This window comes from Isoptericola sp. GX10416 (assembly GCF_056590155.1).
This window is the reverse complement of sequence record NZ_JBWPVO010000018.1, coordinates 2338-20398: the sequence shown is the minus strand read 5'-3', so window position 1 is coordinate 20398 and position 18061 is coordinate 2338. Positions and strand designations below refer to the sequence as shown.

Sequence of the window (18061 nt, the reverse complement as noted above, 5' to 3'; positions counted from 1 at the left end):
CCCGGCGTCGCTTCGTCCCGGACAGTGAGGACGCGGAGGTGTCCGGGACACCGAGTGTCCGGGACTGTCCAACGGTGTCCAGGTGTCCAGATGAATAGGTTCTGACGTGCCGATTCATCTTCCCAATGATGAATAGGTGCGCTAGACTGACCATGTTGACTACAAGCCAAGGAGTGAGCATGAGCACGACTCGTCCGCACCCTGACCGCTCGCGCCGGCTGGTCCTGTTCGGGGCGGTGTCCGTCGCCCTGATCTCGACCTGGTCGGCGTACCTCGCGATGGTCTACTTCGGCATGGACGTGCTCGGCATGGCGCCGACCGTCGCCTACACCACGGCCGGCGTCTTCGAGCTGTCCCTGGTCACCGTCGCCCTCCTGGCGCGCGAGGCCGCGAAGACCAACCGGCCAGGCGGGACGCTGCTGACCCTGACCTGGCTCCTGTCCGGGGCGTCCGGCTTCTTTGCCGGCTGGCACGAGCTGTACATCGGCCACCCGCTGGGGGCCGCCATCTTCCGGTTCCTCGTCCCGCTGCTGGCCGCGCTCATGTGGCACCTGGCCCTGATCGGCGACCGGCACCTGGCCAGCGGCCGTACCTGGTCCTCGATGCGTCAGGGTGCGCGGATGCACGCCCTGTTCCTGAGCATCGACGCCGAGCGGCGCGCACGCCGCGCCGACGACGGGCGCCGCCGCTCGGCACGGCGCATCGCTCGAGCAGAACGGCGCAGGCTCCGCGCCCGTGCCGTCGCGCTGCGCACAGTGCCCCCGGACTCGATGCGCGCCCAGGTGGCCACGTGGCGCGATGCCCTGTCCGCCGTCGACGAGGGCGCAGCTGAGGCGGTGTCCCTGGCCGACAGCGACGCCGCCCGGATGACCGCCCGGGACGTCCGGGACGGACGCGATGTCCAGGTGCCCGGTGTCCTGGACGATGAGCGCATCATGACCGTGTCCGTCCCGGACGCACAGGTGCTCCACGTCCGTGAGGAGCTGGACGCCACGGACAGGGAGACCGCGCGGCGAGGCCTGCCGGGGGAGGGCGACACCAACGTCCCGGACGGTGAGCGTGTCCCGGCCGTGGGCGTCCCGGACGTCCGGGCGGCCGAGGGTGTCCAGGTGTCCGGGACGGTGAACGTCCCGGACACACAGCCCGAGGTCGACGACAGCGAAGAGGCGTCCCGGCCGGACGCAGGTGTCCCGCCGCTCACCGTCCCGGTCGGACGAGGCGTCCAGGTGTCCCGGCCGTCCACCGTCCCGGACGGTGAGCGTGTCCCGGCCGTGGGCGTCCCGGACGTCCGGGCGGCCGAGGGTGTCCAGGTGTCCGAGACGGTGGACGTCCCGGACGCACAGCCAGCGCCGCCGACGGACGAGGAGCTCGTCCGGATGCGACGGTCCGGGATGAGCTACCGGAGGATTGCCAAGGAGGCTGGCCTTGCGCACAGCACGGTCGAGGCACGGATAAAGCGCCAGATTATGCGCCGAGACGATGGGCCTATGAATGTCTACGAAATGGCGGCAGCGCGAGCGTAACTGCAAACGATCCGCCGACCGAACTTCAATGTTGATATTGGCGAATATCGGTTGCCCGTTGTCTGATGGCTAGATATTATGGAAGGGTTCGCGAGGCAAGCGAGAAAGGCGCAGACATGGCATCTGTGGTCGTCTTCAGCAAACCGGCTTGCGTGCAGTGCAACGCGACATATCGAGCGCTGGAAAAGAAGGGGATTGACTACACGGTAGTCGATCTTTCTCAGGACGCCGCCGCGCTCGACGAGGTCCGCGCACTGGGGTACATGCAGGCCCCCGTCGTGGTCGTGGGCGATAGCCACTGGTCAGGATTTCGACCGGACAAGCTGGCCGCACTGGTGCCCCCGGCATGAGTCACCACAACCGCCCCTGACCACGGTCCACGCAGCGAAGGCCGGCCGACATCGTCTCAGCGATGCTCGCGCCGGCCTTCGCTGCGTCTCGCAGCTCGTGCGCGCGGCCGCGGGCCCCCCGGACGTCGCGAAGCGGGCCGCCGGGCACGTGCCGCCGCGACGCCCATTCCGCGCGGTTGAGCGCGGGGGAGGAGGGTGTCAAGTGTGCCGGGTTCTGGCACAGCGGGTTGTCACAGCGGTGGGCTACGACGGCCGGGACGTCGCCCAGCACCGGCGAGGGAATACTGGCCATGTAGGCGAACCGGTGCGCGATCACCACGTGCCCTTGCGCGACCCAGAACCGGCCGTGGCCCTGCCCAGAGATGGCGCCGGTCCAGATCCAGCACTCGACGTGGTCGAGGCGTCGCACCTTCGCCTCGAACCGGGTGCGGGCCGAGCGTGACGCGACCGCGGCGAGGAGCCGGCGCTCAGGGCTGGTGGACATCCGCGACGTCATTGCTGCCGTCGTCACCCGGCGGCCTAACACCGTCAGTGTTTGGGCGGGCGATCGATCGCAGTCGACGCACCTCGCGAGCGTCAACGTCGAGCAGCTCAGCGATGCGCCGTTGGGCCAGTCCCAGATCGAGGAGCTCGTCGACCGACTGTCCCGCTCGTCTGTCGAGCTCGTCGCGCTTCTCGACGACGAGGAAGTAGGACGCAGCCGCTTCCTCGACCCTGCGGTCCCGCTCGGCCCGGTCACGATCTATCCGAAGTCGCGCAGCCCTAGCACGTTCGCGAGCAGCAACCTTCGAAGACGTAGCCATGTCTCACCTCACCAGTACGCCAGACCTCATCGACAGTATCGACCTCAACCGTACAGCAGCACAGCATCCATGACGATCCCGCCAACCGAGTCACTGCCACAGCGAGAAGTCCGACACACCTCTTGCACTTCAGTGTGAGGCTCGGCGAGACTAGGGCGATGACCGTCGCGCGAGCAGAGGAGGTGGGCGTTCGATGATGACCGTCCACGTGCTGCACGCCGGCGACGGATACACCTACCTCACGAAGCAGGTCGCGACCGACGACGTGCAGCGCGATCCTGGTCAGTCGCTGTCTGACTACTACATGCAGAGCGGCAATCCACCGGGGCAGTGGGTCGGCTCTGGCGTCGAGCAGCTCGGGGTGTCCGGGCAGGTCTCGGAAGCCCAGATGAAGGCGCTCTTTGGCGAGGGTCTACACCCCGACGCCGAGCGCATCATCGCTGCGGCCTTCGCTGATGGATCGAGCCCTGAGCAGGCCATCGCCACGGCTCGTCTGGGGCGCCGGTTCCCGCAGTTCGAGCAGAAGGACGACGGCTTCGCGGACGCCATGCAGCGCGCCTACAGTGACTTCCGGGCCGAGCACGACCGTGCCCCCGAGGTCGGCGTAGAGCGCGACCTGATCCGGTGGAATGTGGCGGGCGCGATGCTCGCGCAGAAGGCCGACGGCCAGATGCCGACCGACGCCGACCGGGCGCGCTACCTGGCCACGCGCGGTCAGGACCAGCGGCAGCCTGTGGCCGGCTACGACCTCGTTTTTACCCCCGTGAAGTCGGTGTCGGTGATGTGGGGTCTGGGCGACGAGAGCACCCGCCGGCAGATCACCGAGGCGCATCGCGCGGCGTGGAAGGAAGCTCTGGAGTGGGTCGAGCGTGAGGGTGCGCTGACGCGCGTCGGCAAGGCCGGTGTGGCGCAGATCGACACTCACGGTCTGGTGGCCACGGCGTTCGACCACCTCGACTCACGAACCGGCGACCCGAATCTCCACACCCATGTGGCGGTCTCGAACAAGGTCCAGGGCGTGGATGGCAAGTGGCGATCCCTCGACGGTCGCGTGCTGCACGCCCTGGGCGTGGCCGCTTCCGAGCGGTACAACACCAACATCGAGGCCGAGCTGCGCCGGCGCCTGGGCGTGACCTTCCACGGCGAGTCACGCCGCAGCGGCCGGCAGGCAGTTCGAGAGATCAGCGGAATCGACAAGAGCGTGCGTGACGCATTCTCTTCGCGCCGTGCCCTCATCGAAGAGAAGTACGAACATCTGCTGCGTGAATACCGGCAGAAGCACGGGCGTGAGGCCCCCCGGGCGCAGCAGTACCGGATGGCGCAGCAGGCCACCTTGGACACGCGCGGAGAAAAGGGAACCGTCGTCCCGCTGCGTGAGCGGGTCGTGCAGTGGCGAGACGCTGCGATTCGTGTCCTGGGCAGTGGTCGCGCGGTTGACGAAATGGTGCGGTCAGCGCTTTCGGTATCCAGTGAAGAGGTGAGCCCTACCCCGGTCGGAGACCTGGTCGAGCAGGCCATGGCGAACATCGCCGAGAAGCGATCCACCTGGGGCCGTTTCCACGTCGAGGCCGAAGCGTCCCGCCTCGCGCGCGAGCACGCCCATCTGCACGACCTGGACGTCCACGACCTCGCCGAGGTCATCGTGTCCGGCGTCATGTCGTCCTCGGTCGACCTCACCCCGCCCGAGCTCAACCCGGCACCGGAGTCGATGCGCCGCGCCGACGGCGAGTCGCTCTACACCGTCCACGGCTCGCAGCGATACAGCAGCCTGGACGTCCTCGAAGCCGAGGACCGCCTCGTGCGGGCCGCGAAGACCGACGGTGGGATGCTCGTCGCCCCCGACGCCCTCGAACGGGCTATGAGCCAGGGCCGGCGCCTGAACGCCGGACAGCGCGACCTCGTCGCGCGGTTCGCGCGGGGCGGGCACCGCGTCGAGGTAGGCATCGGCCCGGCGGGAACCGGGAAGACCTCGGCCATGCAGGTCTACGCCCGGGCCGTGGAGGCATCGGGCGGGCGCCTGCTGGGACTGGCGCCGTCGGCGGCCGCCGCGGCCGTCCTGGGCGAGGAGCTCGCGACCCCGGCCGACACCCTGCACAAGCTCCTCGACGCGCACCGCCGAGCCGCTGAGACCGACTCGGAGATCGGCGGCGAGCTGCGCCTGGACGAGCGCACCGTGATGTTGATCGACGAGGCCGGCATGGCCGGCACGCCCGAACTGGACGCCGCCCTGCGGCTCGCCGAGGCCCACGGCGCCACAGTGCGCCTCCTGGGAGACCCCGCCCAGCTCTCCGCCGTGGGCGCCGGCGGTGCCCTGCGCCTGATCGACCAGCAGGCCGGCGCCGCCCACCTGGCCGAGGTACACCGCTTCTCGGACGCGGCCGAGGCAGCCGCGTCCCTGCGCCTGCGCGAGGGCGACGCCGACGCCCTGGCGTTCTACATCGACGGCGGGCGCACGATCGGCGGCACCCGCGACGACATGCTCGACGACGTGTACGCGGCCTGGACCGCCGACACCACCGCCGGGCGACAGTCCGTCATGGTGGCGGCCAGCAACGACGACGTCGTGTCGCTGGCCACCCGTGCCCGGCTCGATCGCGTCACCGCCGGCTCCGTCGAGCACGACGGCGTCGAGCTGCACAACGGCACTCGGGCCGGACAGGGCGACATCATCGTGACCCGACTCAACAACCGCCGGCTCAAGGCCGGCCCCACCGACTTCGTCAAGAACGGCGACCTGTGGAAGGTCACGCACCGCGGCCGCGACGGCGCGCTACGTGCCCAGCACATGCAGACCAAGGCGCGCGTCACCCTGCCGAGCGACTACGTCGCCGAGCACGTCGAGCTCGGATACGCCGCGACCATCCACCGCGTGCAAGGCATGACCGTCGACACCTCGCACACCCTCGTCGAGGCCCAGACCACCCGCGAACAGCTCTACACCGCCGTCACCCGCGGCCGGCACTCCAACCGGATGTTCGTTGTGGTCGACGAGGCGCTCGACGTCGACCTGCACGAGCAGCCCACACCTGAGCGCGCGGTCACCGACGCCTTGCGGGGTGTGGTTGCCCGCTCGGGCGCCGAGGTCTCCGCCAGCGAGACCATCGAGACTGAGTACGACCAGGCGCACTCCCTGGCGCGGCTGGTCCCGGCCTACGAGGACGCCTACACCCGGCTCCTCGAGCCCGGGCGTGAGCAGCGGCACGAAACCGCGGTACAGGCCGCGGTGTCCGAGCACGCCGGCGCGATCCTCGCGGACGACGCCTGGCCCGTGCTGGCTCAGCGCCTGGCCCTGCACGAGGCCGCGGGCGCCGACGTCGTCGACCTGCTGCGCGCCGCGGCTGCGCAACAGGGCCTCGACGACGCGGCATCCGTGGCGCGGGTGCTGCACTACCGCCTCGGCGCGCCCGCGCTGGCCGACCTCGACACCCGGGCACTGCCGGCATGGATCACGCCCGCACCGGATGCGGTGATCCCGCAGACCTACGACATCCCCACGCTGCCCGAGGACGTCGACCCCGCAGCGCACGCCCGCGTCGTCGAGGTCCACCGCGCCGCGTGGACCTGGTGGTCCGAGCAGTCCAGCACTGAGACCTGGGCCCGCGACTACATGACCAGCCGCGGCCTCGACGGCGCCGAGTACGGCGTCGCGCCGGCCGGCTGGACGAACCTTGTCGAGGCCCTCGACGACGCCGGATACAGCCGCGAGGACATGCTCGCCGCCGGCGTCGCCACCGAGACCCGCCACGGCAAGCTCATCGACCGGTTCCGCGACCGGATCGTGTTCCCGATCCACGACGCTGCCGGCGACGTCGTGGCCGTCACGGCTCGACTCAACCCGGGCGTCGAGGACCCCAAGGCCCCGAAGTACCTCAACACCCCCGAGACCGACGCCTACCGCAAGCGCGAGGTGCTCTACGGGCTCGACCCCGAAGCGCGCGAGCGGCTCGCCGCCGGTGACCGCCCCGTGCTCGTCGAGGGCCCCGCCGACGTCGCCGCCCTGCGCATCGCGGCCCCCGACGTCGTGCCGGTGGCCGCCTGCGGCACCGGCGTCACCGAGCAGCACCTCGACGCCTTGCGGCAGGCTGGCGGCCGCGACCTGTCCGACCTCGTCGTCGCGCTGGACGGCGACACGGCAGGCCGCAAGGCTGCCGCACGGGTTTGGTCCATGCTGACCCCGACCGAAGCCGCCGCAGCGGCCGGCCTCGAGCTGCCTGACGGTCAGGACCCCGCACAGATGCTCCAGGACGGCGCCGGCGACGAACTGGCCGCCCGGATCCAGGTTGCAGAGCCGTTGACGCACACCGTCCTGGAACAGGCCATCGCCGGGCACCGGTTGGACGAGGTCGAGGGCCGAGTCAACGCCGTGCGGGCAGCCGCCACGACCGCGGCGCAGCACCTCGGCGCCGACGCAATGGGCGACGTCGGCGCCTACCTCCTCGGCCGGTTCGACGACGAGGACCGTGAGGTCGTGCTGCACGAGGTCATGGCCGCCACCATCGACGCCCCCGAGATACCCGAGCGCGTCGAGCTGCCCGAGCGGCAGATCGACCCGCAGGTCGCCGCCTGGCTCAACCGGCAGGCTGACCTCGTCGCCGCCCGTCTGGACCGCCTCGTCGACGATGTCGCCACCGACCCGCCGAGCTGGGCCCTCGAGCACCTCACCGCACCGCCCGAGCAGAGCGCACAGCGCGATCAGTGGCAGACCGCGGTGCGCAAGGTCGTCGCCTACCGTGACCGCTACGGAGTCACCGGCGACGACCCGCTGGGGACTGGCGACATCCGCGGCGAGCAGGCCAGCGCCCACGCCGAGGCCGCCAAGGCGTTGGAGACGGTGCGCAGCGACGACCCGGCCCGCGGCTGGAGCGGCACCCGCGACGACGACCAGCCCCGCACCGCGATCAGCACCCGCGTCGACGACCTCGTGCGCAAGGCCCAGGAGAAGCGCCAGCGCGACGACGTCGGACGCAAGGTCGACGACATGGTCGAGCGAGCGCGCCGGCTCCGCGAGCAGCAGACCGGGCCCCGACCGGAAGACGACCCGACCCACCGCGGCCCGACACAGGGCGGCCCGCGGCTCTGACCGCCTGGCGTCCCACCCCCAACAGGTATAACCTGGAGTTGTAATAGGAGGTGAGCGAAATGACGACGATCGACGACGACGTGCGCGAGGTACTGGCCATGCGGGCCAAGCGCGACCTCGCCGGAGTCAAGTACGCACGCAGGGTTCGCGAGCTGTTGCAGTCGGGCAAGTACACCCAAGTCACGCTCGCGAAGCAGCTCCGCGTGTCCCAGGCCGCGGTGAGCAAGATGGTCAAGGCCGTGGCCGACGTCCCCGAAGGGTTCCACGGCGCCACACCGTACGAGATCGCCCAGCAGTACGCGGCCGGCGAGCTGACACGCGAGCAGGTTCTCGACGAGCTCGCGCGCTTCCCCTACGACCAGCACCCGAGCGTCGACGACCTCCTCGACGACCTGGTCGTCGTGCCCGAAGGCGCGCATACCTTCGCCGAGGTCGGACGAGCACTCAACGATGGCCTGATCGACGCCGCGCTCTACGACGCAGTGCTGGACGCAAAGCCCTGAGTCGTCCAGGCTCATGACCCGTGAGCCCCGAAGACCAATCAGACCCGATCGACGCACACCGGCAGGCCGTCCGCGCCTTCATGCGCCCCGACGGCCCCCTCGGCGAGAACAGCCCGCATTCCTCGGTGCGGAACCCGGCATGGTTCAAGGACGGCCAGGTCGACCAGCCCCGGGCGGCGCGCGCGATGCTGCACGAGCGGCTCGTTGCCGAGTACCGTGCCGACGCCCCACGGGCACGCACCGAGCGCCGCGCCATCGTGATGGCCGGCCCACCCGGCGCCGGCAAGGGGTACACCCAACGGCACGTGCTCGGCCTCGAGGAGAACGCCTGGCTCAAGATCGACCCCGACGAGTTCAAGCGCGAGCTGCTCTTCGCAGCTCTACGAGACGGGTCCTACGAGACGTTCCTTAAGCCGCCCGAGGTCGCTCAACGCGAGCAAGCCGGCGAGGGCTTCTACCCGCTGGAGCTGTCGTCCCTCGTGCACGAGGAGTCTTCCTACCTCGCCGCCCGAGTCCGCAGCGAGGCACTGGAAGAGGGCGTGAACATCGTCATCGACTCCGTCCTGTCCAGCCCCGACAAGGCCGAGGCCCTGGGCAAGCAGCTCGCCAAGGCCGGCTACGACGTCGACGTCGTCGACGTCGAGGTGCCCTTCGAGGTCTCCGAGGCGCAGATCCGGCAACGCTGGCGACAGGACTACACCGCGGCGTTGACAGCCGGCGAGCTGGCGCCCGACGAGCACAAGCTCGGCGGACGTTGGGTTCCCTCGCAATACGCCCGAGGAGTCTTCGACGAAACCACCGGGCGCGCTCGATCCCAAGAGTCCGCTGAACGGCTCTCCGAGACTTGCACCCACGTCATGAGCTACCGGCGCTACTGGACACCCACCGCAGGCGGGGACCGCGTGCTCGAGGTCGACAAGGCGCGCATCCAGCGCGGCGGGACGCTCATGCCGGCCAGCATCGCGCGGGCCACCGGTGCCGGACCCAAGAACGCCATCAAGCCCGCGCCGCCCAACATCGACCCGCCGCAACCCGACCCACCGACACAGCAGGGTCCCCGCCTGTAGTCCCTGCCGACGTCGAGGATCGCCTCGAATCGAACTCGTGTTCTAACTACTGCGTAGGCTGTGGGGGTGGGAAATCGACGACGCGAGCCGCCGGGCGGGTGGCCGGACGGAATCGAGACGGTACCGCTGCGGGACCAGGCCGAGGAAGCGCCAGCAGCAGCGCGGGACGGCGTGCGCATCTCTCGGCCACCGCAGGAGACGAAGCCGCAGGGTGATCCACTTCCGCCACCAGGGCTCCTTCAGCGGTCATCACATCAAGACCTCGATTGGCCGGTTAATACCTCGACCAGCACGGCCGCCAGGGCTGGGCCTGGCTCTGGGCGAGCGCCGTGACACGAGGGCGACAGTAGTCAGGCGTACGCGACCTGCCGCACCCGGCGACGTGCACGCACCCGAGCCATGATCCACCGGACGGCCTGCCCGAGACGCCACGCTATGCCGGGCACGGCGAGCCCCAACATCCACGCCGGCATGAGCGGCAGGAGGCCGGCCTGCGCGACGTTCGCTGCCCAGTCCAGGCCCAACACGAAGAGGACGAGAAGCGCGCAACCGCGTGCGAGTCGCAGCACGAACCACACTCGCCGGGGCAGCAGGCCGACGGCGAACGTCGCCAGGGACAGCAGCGCCAGCGACTCGACGGCGTCAGCACCGGACATCGTGCTCACCTCCTGCCGCGACCGTACGACCTGCCGCCGACACCCCTGTGGATAACGTCAGCAGCAAGCGCCCCCCTCGGGCACCCTGGCCTGATGGACCCGCTCACCGTTCTCGCCCTGGCCCAGCTCGACGAGGAGTACGGCGACATCACCGGGCGACTGCCCGTCCGGCCTGGCCGCGAGCCGGAACTCGCCGAGGCCGTACGCGTGCAATTGGGGATGGACGGTCACTCCGGGAGCGGTGCGCTCCTCGGACGGCGCGGCGCTTGATCGGCGGCGCCGTTTGCTGGCTACGGCGGCGTCGATGCGGCAACGTCGGCACCGTCGCCGGCCGTCGCTGAAGACATACGTGTTGGCTTCGGTGTACTCGTGGCCCCTCGGGCAGTGAGTCTTGGCGCGCTGGTGCTGAGCGCCGTCGCGTGGCTCAAGGTCTCCGTTGCGGCGTAGCCGTCGAGCGTGCACCCTGCACAGCTTTGTGCGCACGGTGCACGGTCGGGTGCATCCCTGAACACCGCAGGTCGTGCGTTCCGTCTCACGGACCCGAGCCAGGTAGGCGTCGGTGAGGGCCTGCACTGTCTGCGGGTCCAGGCGCCAGCGACCGTTCGTTGGCGACTCGCCGCGGAGGCGTAGCCACGTGCGCACCGTCGTCGGCGTGACGCCCAACTGCTCAGCCACCATCCGTGGCGTCACCAACTCCTCCACACCGATGAGGGTAGAACGCCAAGACTTCGGTCGGGCACGGCCGGTGGCTTGATCAACGACTCGAACCGCCGGCGCATCGGCGTGGGGTTGGCTGCGGTGCACTCCTACGATCTATTCGTGAACGATCTCGGCGACGAGATCGTCCAGTTCGATTCCGGCTGAACTCTGGGCGAGGTGGGTCCGCACGGCACGGCGTTGGACGACGAAGTTGGTCGTGGAGAACTCGAGCTCGTGGACCTCGCGGGTGAGCGTTTCGGAGAGCTCCACGACGCGGACGTGGTCAACGTTGTCCGGGTCGTACTTCGGGATGGGCAGTTTCCAGACGTTCTTGTCGATGTGGCGCTCGTCCTTGCCATACGACATGTACGGGCGGACGAGCTCGGTGAGGCTGGGGGCGTTGAGGATCGCGACCAGGTAGGACGCTTCGTCGGGAGACGACACGGCAGCCCAGTAGGCGCCGTGTTCGACGATTGCGCGAGAGTCGCGTAAGACGGCGGCCGCAAGGTGCATCCCGGATGCCGCGTAGACCACGCGCGTCGAGGCGACGGGTACTTGCTGGGTCAGCTTCTTCATGTGGTCGATCTGCTTGGACAGGGTCAGCTTGCCGCCCTGGTTGTCCTGCCAGACCTCGGCCGCCTGGCGCATCCAGGAGGCCAGGCCCGGCCAACGGTCGGCCTGGCTGCCGGTGAGCAGTGTTCCGTCGCTCCTAAGCGGGACAACGAACTCGGCGGGCGGTGTGATGCGGAAAGGCAGGACGTGCTCACCCAGAATGGTCGGCCAGACGAACTCTGACTCGATCGACCCGGTGAGGTCCGGCAGGTTCTTCCATGGCGGCTTCTCGCTGACGGTGCGCTGTGAACGCACTGCCCGACGGCCAGCAGGAGCACCGAGAGCAGACCTCGAGTCCTCCTGGACGCGGAACAGCAGTCGCGGCACGAGGTTCGCTCCCTGCGAGAACCTCGCGGCGTACGGCGAGGCCACGGTGCCGGCCGAGCCAACGATCGCTCGCCCCGGCTTTCGGGTGATCGTCGCGAGCGGGTCGCCGGCCAGGGCGTGCGGAGCCGGTGCACGGCCAGCCCAGACTTCGATGTCGGCAGGCATCGGTTTGGCCGCCTCGCCGCGCTGGCCATAGACGACGGCCGAGCCTCGGGGGAACAGATGGGGCCGGAGTCGCCGCAGGTCCCATGACGGAGAGAACGCGACGTAGGTGCCGGCCTCGAACTTGCCCGTGCGGAACCCTGACCAGTAGTCGCGGTCGATGACAGGGTTCGGCACGACGAAGCCGAAGCGACCGCCAGAACGCAGGTAGCGTTCGACGGCGCGAGCGATGAAGAGGCCGGCCAGATCCTGATGGGTTGCGGTGCGCTCGTCGGACCAGAACCCACGGTCCTTGGCCATCTCCTTGAACGTGTCCTGCATCGCGGCCGACATGTTTCGGTAGGACAACCAGGGCGGGTTCCCGATCAGGACGTCGACGCGGTTCTCCTCGCGCGTGAGCCAGGTGGGTCGGGCAACGTTGCGGATGTAGTACGACCAGATGTGGTTACGGTCGTCTTCGTGGAGCTGGCGCAGCCTCACGAAGTTCTCCGAGAGGACCGCCATGTCGCTTTCGTCGAGGGCGAGCCGGCGGACAGTGCCCTCAGAGAGACGTCGGGCCTTGTGCCGGCCGCTCGCGGCAGCAGCACGCCCGGACTCCTGGACAAGGGCATGGACAAGCTCGTCGAAGCGAGCCGCGTCTGAGAGCAGGTGCTCGGGAAACCGCAGCTCGGTGGTAAGCAGCTGGTCGCCGGTCTCGGTGGGGATGACCATGTGCCCCGAGGACAGCAGGTCATCGCGCTGGTCCCAGCCGAGGGAGTCGCCCAAGTAGACCGGCACCGAGAGCTCACCGCGCTCGGATGAGTTGAGCCGGTCCCGGCCAATCGCCAGAAGATAGGTCACCCGCGCCAGCGCGACTGCGACAGGGTGTAGGTCGATGCCGACCACGTGCGAGGACACCCGATGCATGGCGTCCGCCAGCGGAATTTGTGCTGCTTCGCACGCCGCGAGGTAGCGGCGGACGGCATAGAACAGGAACGACCCGGACCCACAGGATGGATCGAGAACACGCTGGCTCGCCGGATCGGTCACGGTCTCCTGGACGACCTCGTAGGCGAGCCAGTCAGGGGTGTAGTACTCCCCGAGTGCCTTGCGGGTCGCGGCGGGGATGACGGACTCGTAGAGCACCTTGAGGACGTCGTGTTCGACCGCGGACCAGTCGAAACGTGCCAGCCGCCGTGCCATCGCGGCGATGAACGCTTCGCCTCCTGGCACTTCGAGGACCCAGTCGAAGAAGTCGCGGTCAACGACGCCGTGGAGTCCCGCGGTCTCGAACTGGTCACCGGAGAGCAGCGTGGCGGGCGCCAGCTCGGCTGCCGGTAGCCCAACGACCAGGTGGGCGATGATCTCAGCGGAGTTGACCAGCAGCGTGTGCTCGAGGAAGAGAGCATCGTCGTCGATGAACTGGGTGCCGAGCGCAGAGCGGAGCAGCTTGGCCCACAGCTCTCGCTTGAGCTGCACTGTCGGTAGGTGGCTGCTGTCGGCGTAGATCGCGGTCAGAGTCGCGTAGTCGAGCTGGTGCGACGAGCTTGTCGAACCGAGCCGGGCAGCGATCTCTGATGGCACCGGCCGGACTCCTTGCTTCGTCGCCAGGACACCCTCAAGCCAGGACATCAGCGCGGCGGCACCCGCAGGACCGGCACTGGCCGTGTGGGACGTCGCTTCCTCGAGCTCACCACCGGCCTCGTGGTAGGCGTACCAGCGCACGCCGTCCGTCAGGACCCCGACGTACCGGCCACCGAACTCCGCCGCCCGAGCCACGACGTAGCCAGCAAGCTGTCCCATCGCCGTCTCCCGAGCCTTCGGGCTCACCAGGGACCGCTTGACCTCGATGACAGTCGCGCCCGCCTCGATGTCGATCCGCTTGCCCTCGCCCACCTGGGTCTCAAGCTGGACCTCCTCCAGCCCGAGCTCCGGGTCGAGCAGCAACATCCGGATGTCGGACTGGATCGTTGCCTCGCTACGCCCGACACCTCCAGCGACCAGTCGATCGACAACAGTGATACGAGACTGCTCACTCGCGGAACGTGGCATGGCCTGAGGCTAGTCGGTATGCCCTGTCCAGGCGGTCGGACGCTACGCAGGCGGGCGATCCCTGTCGGTATCAGATGGCATGGTGCCTCCATACCCTGGTCCACCGGATCGACGAGAGGAAGATCGACCATGACCGACCCCCGTGACCGAGAGCCCTTCCACGGAAGGGAAGAGAAGCAGCTGAGCGAGAGGAGCCTGCTGGGGTCCTCCTTTGCGTTCAACGACGTCGGGAAGGTCAGTAGCCAGACGATGGCTGACCTTGAGGCGGACGACGACGACGATTGATTCCGAACAGTCTCGCTGCCCTGGTCTCCTTCCTGCTGCTGTTGGCACCGGGCATCCTCTGGCAACTGATTCAGGGGCGACACACTCCGGCGGTCAAGGAGACTGTTCTTACGGAAGTCGCACGGGTCGTCCTCGTATCGCTAGCCGCTACGGGCGCCGCATCGGTGCTGCTCCTGTACTGGCCATGGCTCCCTCTCTATCGTCGAGCCCAGGCGGCGGGACCCGAGGCATTCGCCGCACCCACCGACGTGGTGCCCTACCTCGGCGCCGTAGTAGGGACCGCGCTTCTGGCCTCGCTGCTGGCATGGATTGCGGCATCCTTGCGGTGGCGTGAGCCACCGCGGATCAGTCCCGGCAGGGTCTGGAATCGACTGTTCGACAGCTACCTCCCGAACCGCTCAATCCAGCCGGCGCTGCTCGTCGAACTCCTCGACGGAACTGTCTGGCGTGGCCTCCTCGAGACTTTCGACACCGACCCCGAGGACCACGACCGAAGCCTGGCCCTCACTCACCCGCTCGCCCGTAAGCGGCCCGGGGACCCTTGCTTCGCGCCGAAGGGCGATATCGGCCGCTACGTCGTCCTTCCTGAGAGCCAGATTAAGACCATCCAGGTCATCTACACCCCTGCCTGATGCTCCCGCACAAGCGCATGCCGGCGGACAGTTGACTCGCTGACGCCGAGCGCACGGGCGACGGCGGCCGCCGACTGACCGTCGGCGAGCAGTGCGGCGGCCGCCTCGCGGCGCTCGGGTGTCATGACGGTGGGGCGGCCTCCGACTCGTCCTCGAGCTCGGGCGGAGGCCAAACCGGCAATGGTGCGTTCGCGGATCAGGTCGCGTTCCATCTGGGCCAGCGCGGCGAGCATGTGGACCATGAACCGGCCGGCAGCGGTCGAGGTGTCGATCTGCTCGGAAAGCGACCGCAGGGCCACACCTCGGGCATCCAGTCGGGTCGTGAGGTCGACCAGGTGGGCCACTGACCGTCCCAGCCGGTCCAGTTTCGTGACCACGATCGTGTCGCCGTCCTGGACCTGCTCGACGAGCTCGGTCAGCACCGGGCGGTCGTCTCGCGCGCCCGATGCCGTCTCGATCCTGATCTGCCGGCGATCGACGTCGGCCGTCGTCAGCGCGTCGAGCTGGGAGTCCAGAGTCTGCCCCGCGGTCGAGATCCGCGCGTAGCCGAACGTCATCGCCATGCGGCGACGCTACCGAAAACGTCTCCGCAGAGTTCTGACCGCCACACCTTTGGACACCGGTTTTTGACCGGTGTACTTCCCCGCCATGGAGCCGATCGCCGGATGGATGTCACAACTCGCCAAAAACGGTCGTTTCTGACGGGCGTTCGCTCGGCTAGAGACGGTTCTGCCATCCCAACAGGCTCGCGAGCATCATGAGCGCCAGCAACGAGTTCTCACGAGTGAGTTGCCCGCTGTCGGTCGCGTGAACCGTGGCGTGCCGGGAGAAGAACTCAGTTCGCGGTTCGTCGCCCTTCGCGCGGAAGTACCTCTCGTGCGGGCTCTGTTGCAAAGATTGGCGGCAGTCAGAGGTAGGCTGTCGCTCTGCGCCGATCAGGCGGCTGCTGCGAAATGGTGGTTGAGCATGCCCATGGCCTCCGTCAGCGCCGAGGGCCCAATGCCAAAAGCTCTCTCCACAAGGCGCACCTCGCCCCTGATGCCGGGCTGCAGGCACCAGGGGCGAGCCTGTCCTTTGCGCAGGGCTCGCATGACTTCGAATCCCTTGATCGTGGCATAGGCCGTGGGGATCGATTTGAAACCGCGCACCGGCTTGATCAGTATCTTGAGCTTTCCGTGATCGGCCTCGATCACGTTATTGAGATACTTCACCTGCCGGTGGGCCGTCTCCCGGTCCAGCTTTCCTTCGCGCTTCAATTCGGTGATCGCTGCACCATAGCTCGGCGCTTTGTCGGTATTGAGCGTGGCAGGCTTTTCCCAGTGCTTCAGGCCTCGCAGGGCCTTGCCCAGGAACCGCTTCGCTGCCTTGGCGCTGCGGGTCGGCGACAGGTAGAAATCGATCGTGTCGCCCCGCTTGTCGACTGCCCGGTACAGGTAGGTCCACTTGCCCCGCACCTTGACGTAGGTTTCATCCAGGCGCCAGCTCGGATCAAAGCCACGCCGCCAGAACCAGCGCAGCCGCTTCTCCATCTCCGGGGCGTAGCACTGGACCCAGCGATAGATCGTCGTATGGTCGACCGAAATGCCGCGTTCCGCCAGCATTTCCTCAAGGTCGCGATAGCTGATCGGATAGCGACAATACCAGCGCACCGCCCACAGGATCACATCACCCTGGAAATGGCGCCACTTGAAATCCGTCATCGTTCCGTCCGTCCAATCTCCGCCAAGCATGCTCAAGCTTCACGATTTTTGCAACAGAGCCATATCGACAACCTCTCGCGCAACCAAGACATCGCGGTCGGACTGCAAGTGATCTTGAAGCCACGGGCCCGTCCCACCCCGACATGGACCTCGATGCCCGAACGGACGTTAGATTTCGAGTTCTAGGCGTTCTGCGATGAAGGTTGGATCCCAGCCGGGATTGAAAGTGTCGACGTGGGTGAATCCGAGCCGCTCGTATAGGCCACGCAGGTTCGGGTGGCAGTCGAGCCGCAGCTTGGCGCACCCCTGCGTTCGCGCGGCATGGCGGCAAGCCTCGATCAGCGCGGAGCTGACACCCCGGCCCGCATGTGTCCGTCGCACCGCGAGCTTGTGCAGATATGCGGCCTCCCCCTTGAGGGCGTCGGGCCAGAACTCGGGATCCTCGGCCGACAAGGTGCAACAGCCGACGATGCCGTCGCTGCAACTCGCGACTAGGAGCTCGGATCTCAGGACGAAGGTCTCCGCGAATGTCCGGTCGATCCGCGCGACGTCCCAGGCGGGCGTTCCCTTGGCGGACATCCACGCCGCAGCGTCGTGCATCAGCCGCACAACCTCGTCGATATCACCCGAGCAGGCGACCCGAACGTTCGGAGGCTCCTCGCTGTCCATTCGCTCCCCTGGCGCGGTATGAACCGCCGCCTCATAGTGCAGTTTGATCCTGACGAGCCCAGCATGTCTGCGCCCACCTTCGCGGAACCTGACCAGGGTCCGCTAGCGGGCGGCCGGAAGGTGAATGCTAGGCATGATCTAACCCTCGGTCTCTGGCGTCGCGACTGCGAAATTTCGCGAGGGTTTCCGAGAAGGTGATTGCGCTTCGCAGATCTCCAGGCGCGTGGGTGCGGACGTAGTCAGCGCCATTGCCGATCGCGTGAAGTTCCGCCGCAAGGCTCGCTGGACCCAGATCCTTTACAGGAAGGCCAACGGTGGCGCCCAAGAAGGATTTCCGCGACACCGAGACCAATAGCGGAAGCCCCAACGCCGACTTCAGCTTTTGAAGGTTCGACAGCACGTGCAGCGATGTTTCCGGTGCGGGGCTCAAGAAAAATCCCATCCCCGGATCGAGGATGAGCCGGTCGGCAGCGACCCCGCTCCGTCGCAAGGCGGAAACCCGCGCCTCGAAGAACCGCACAATCTCGTCGAGCGCGTCTTCGGGTCGAAGGTGACCGGTGCGGGTGGCGATGCCATCCCGCTGCGCTGAGTGCATAACCACCAGCCTGCAGTCCGCCTCAGCAATATCGGGATAGAGCGCAGGGTCAGGAAATCCTTGGATATCGTTCAGGTAGCCCACGCCGCGCTTGAGCGCATAGCGCTGGGTTTCCGGTTGGAAGCTGTCGATTGAAACACGGTGCATCTGATCGGACAGGGCGTCTAAGAGCGGCGCAATACGTCTGATCTCATCGGCCGGCGATACAGGCCTCGCGTCCGGATGGCTGGCGGCCGGTCCGACATCCACGACGTCTGATCCGACTCGCAGCATTTCGATCGCCGCGGTGACAGCGCCGGCGGGGTCTAGCCGCCGGCTCTCATCGAAGAAGGAGTCCTCGGTGAGATTCAGAATGCCGAACACCGTC

Annotated in this window: 16 protein-coding genes; 8 read left to right on the top strand and 8 right to left on the bottom strand. The window is 68.0% G+C overall.

Annotated features, from left to right (window positions below; all coding sequences use genetic code 11):
- The first annotated feature begins 179 nt into the window (after positions 1 to 179).
- Complete coding sequence (locus tag ACWAT2_RS18175; protein WP_402377957.1) at positions 180 to 1523, top strand: helix-turn-helix domain-containing protein; 1344 nt, start codon at positions 180 to 182, stop codon at positions 1521 to 1523.
- Positions 1524 to 1639: 116 nt separating this feature from the next.
- Positions 1640 to 1873: a glutaredoxin-like protein NrdH gene (nrdH, locus tag ACWAT2_RS18170; protein WP_402377955.1), complete on the top strand. Its 234-nt coding sequence runs from the start codon at positions 1640 to 1642 to the stop codon at positions 1871 to 1873.
- A gap of 1 nt (position 1874) precedes the next feature.
- On the opposite strand, the gene ACWAT2_RS18165 is transcribed toward nrdH, so the two are convergent.
- Together ACWAT2_RS18165 and ACWAT2_RS18160 are read right to left on the bottom strand one after the other, a co-directional pair.
- Complete coding sequence (locus tag ACWAT2_RS18165) at positions 1875 to 2357, bottom strand: hypothetical protein (RefSeq protein WP_402377953.1); 483 nt, start codon at positions 2355 to 2357, stop codon at positions 1875 to 1877.
- Entirely contained in the window at positions 2341 to 2676 is a 336-nt protein-coding gene (locus ACWAT2_RS18160) for a hypothetical protein (protein WP_402377950.1), read from the bottom strand. The genes ACWAT2_RS18165 and ACWAT2_RS18160 overlap by 17 nt, the downstream gene beginning before the upstream one ends.
- Positions 2677 to 2869: 193 nt before the next feature.
- Here ACWAT2_RS18160 and mobF point away from each other — a divergent pair, with 193 nt between their 5' ends.
- The 3 genes from mobF to ACWAT2_RS18145 are packed head-to-tail and all read left to right on the top strand — an operon-like array spanning position 2870 to position 9326.
- Positions 2870 to 7756 (top strand): MobF family relaxase, encoded by a 4887-nt coding sequence (mobF, locus tag ACWAT2_RS18155; RefSeq protein ID WP_402377947.1) that lies wholly within the window; start codon positions 2870 to 2872, stop codon positions 7754 to 7756.
- A gap of 59 nt (positions 7757 to 7815) precedes the next feature.
- Entirely contained in the window at positions 7816 to 8259 is a 444-nt protein-coding gene (locus ACWAT2_RS18150; protein WP_402377944.1) for a hypothetical protein, read from the top strand.
- 20 nt (positions 8260 to 8279) lie between these two features.
- Positions 8280 to 9326: a zeta toxin family protein gene (locus tag ACWAT2_RS18145; RefSeq protein WP_402377942.1), complete on the top strand. Its 1047-nt coding sequence runs from the start codon at positions 8280 to 8282 to the stop codon at positions 9324 to 9326.
- 350 nt (positions 9327 to 9676) lie between these two features.
- Here ACWAT2_RS18145 and ACWAT2_RS18140 read toward each other — a convergent pair whose 3' ends face one another.
- The gene (locus tag ACWAT2_RS18140) at positions 9677 to 9982 is read right to left on the bottom strand and encodes a hypothetical protein (protein ID WP_402377940.1); all 306 of its coding nucleotides are present in this window, start codon (positions 9980 to 9982) and stop codon (positions 9677 to 9679) included.
- 93 nt (positions 9983 to 10075) lie between these two features.
- On the opposite strand from ACWAT2_RS18140, the gene ACWAT2_RS18135 reads away from it, so the two are divergent.
- Positions 10076 to 10252, top strand: coding sequence for a hypothetical protein (locus ACWAT2_RS18135; protein WP_402377937.1), 177 nt, complete (start codon positions 10076 to 10078; stop codon positions 10250 to 10252).
- Positions 10253 to 10795: 543 nt separating this feature from the next.
- On the opposite strand, the gene ACWAT2_RS18130 is transcribed toward ACWAT2_RS18135, so the two are convergent.
- Positions 10796 to 13813 (bottom strand): N-6 DNA methylase, encoded by a 3018-nt coding sequence (locus ACWAT2_RS18130; protein ID WP_402377936.1) that lies wholly within the window; start codon positions 13811 to 13813, stop codon positions 10796 to 10798.
- Between the two features lie 129 nt (positions 13814 to 13942).
- Between ACWAT2_RS18130 and ACWAT2_RS18125 the strand changes: the two genes are divergently transcribed.
- Both ACWAT2_RS18125 and ACWAT2_RS18120 read left to right on the top strand, forming a co-directional pair.
- On the top strand, positions 13943 to 14098 hold the full coding sequence (locus ACWAT2_RS18125) for a hypothetical protein (protein WP_402377933.1): 156 nt from the start codon (positions 13943 to 13945) through the stop codon (positions 14096 to 14098).
- Positions 14095 to 14730: a DUF6338 family protein gene (locus ACWAT2_RS18120; RefSeq protein WP_402377930.1), complete on the top strand. Its 636-nt coding sequence runs from the start codon at positions 14095 to 14097 to the stop codon at positions 14728 to 14730. Before ACWAT2_RS18125 ends, ACWAT2_RS18120 begins: the two co-directional genes overlap by 4 nt.
- Here ACWAT2_RS18120 and ACWAT2_RS18115 read toward each other — a convergent pair.
- The 4 genes from ACWAT2_RS18115 to sul1 all read right to left on the bottom strand — a co-directional run.
- Positions 14715 to 15293, bottom strand: a complete 579-nt coding sequence (locus tag ACWAT2_RS18115; RefSeq protein WP_402377927.1) for a recombinase family protein — start codon at positions 15291 to 15293, stop codon at positions 14715 to 14717. The genes ACWAT2_RS18120 and ACWAT2_RS18115 overlap by 16 nt on opposite strands.
- A 372-nt stretch (positions 15294 to 15665) precedes the next feature.
- Entirely contained in the window at positions 15666 to 16430 is a 765-nt protein-coding gene (locus ACWAT2_RS18110) for an IS6-like element IS6100 family transposase (RefSeq protein WP_001389365.1), read from the bottom strand.
- A 168-nt stretch (positions 16431 to 16598) separates the two neighbouring features.
- A complete protein-coding gene (locus ACWAT2_RS18105) occupies positions 16599 to 17099 on the bottom strand; it encodes a GNAT family N-acetyltransferase (RefSeq protein ID WP_000376623.1) in 501 nt (166 codons plus the stop codon).
- Between the two features lie 127 nt (positions 17100 to 17226).
- A partial coding sequence (gene sul1, locus ACWAT2_RS18100) for a sulfonamide-resistant dihydropteroate synthase Sul1 (protein WP_136139683.1) occupies positions 17227 to 18061 on the bottom strand: 835 nt, incomplete at its 5' end.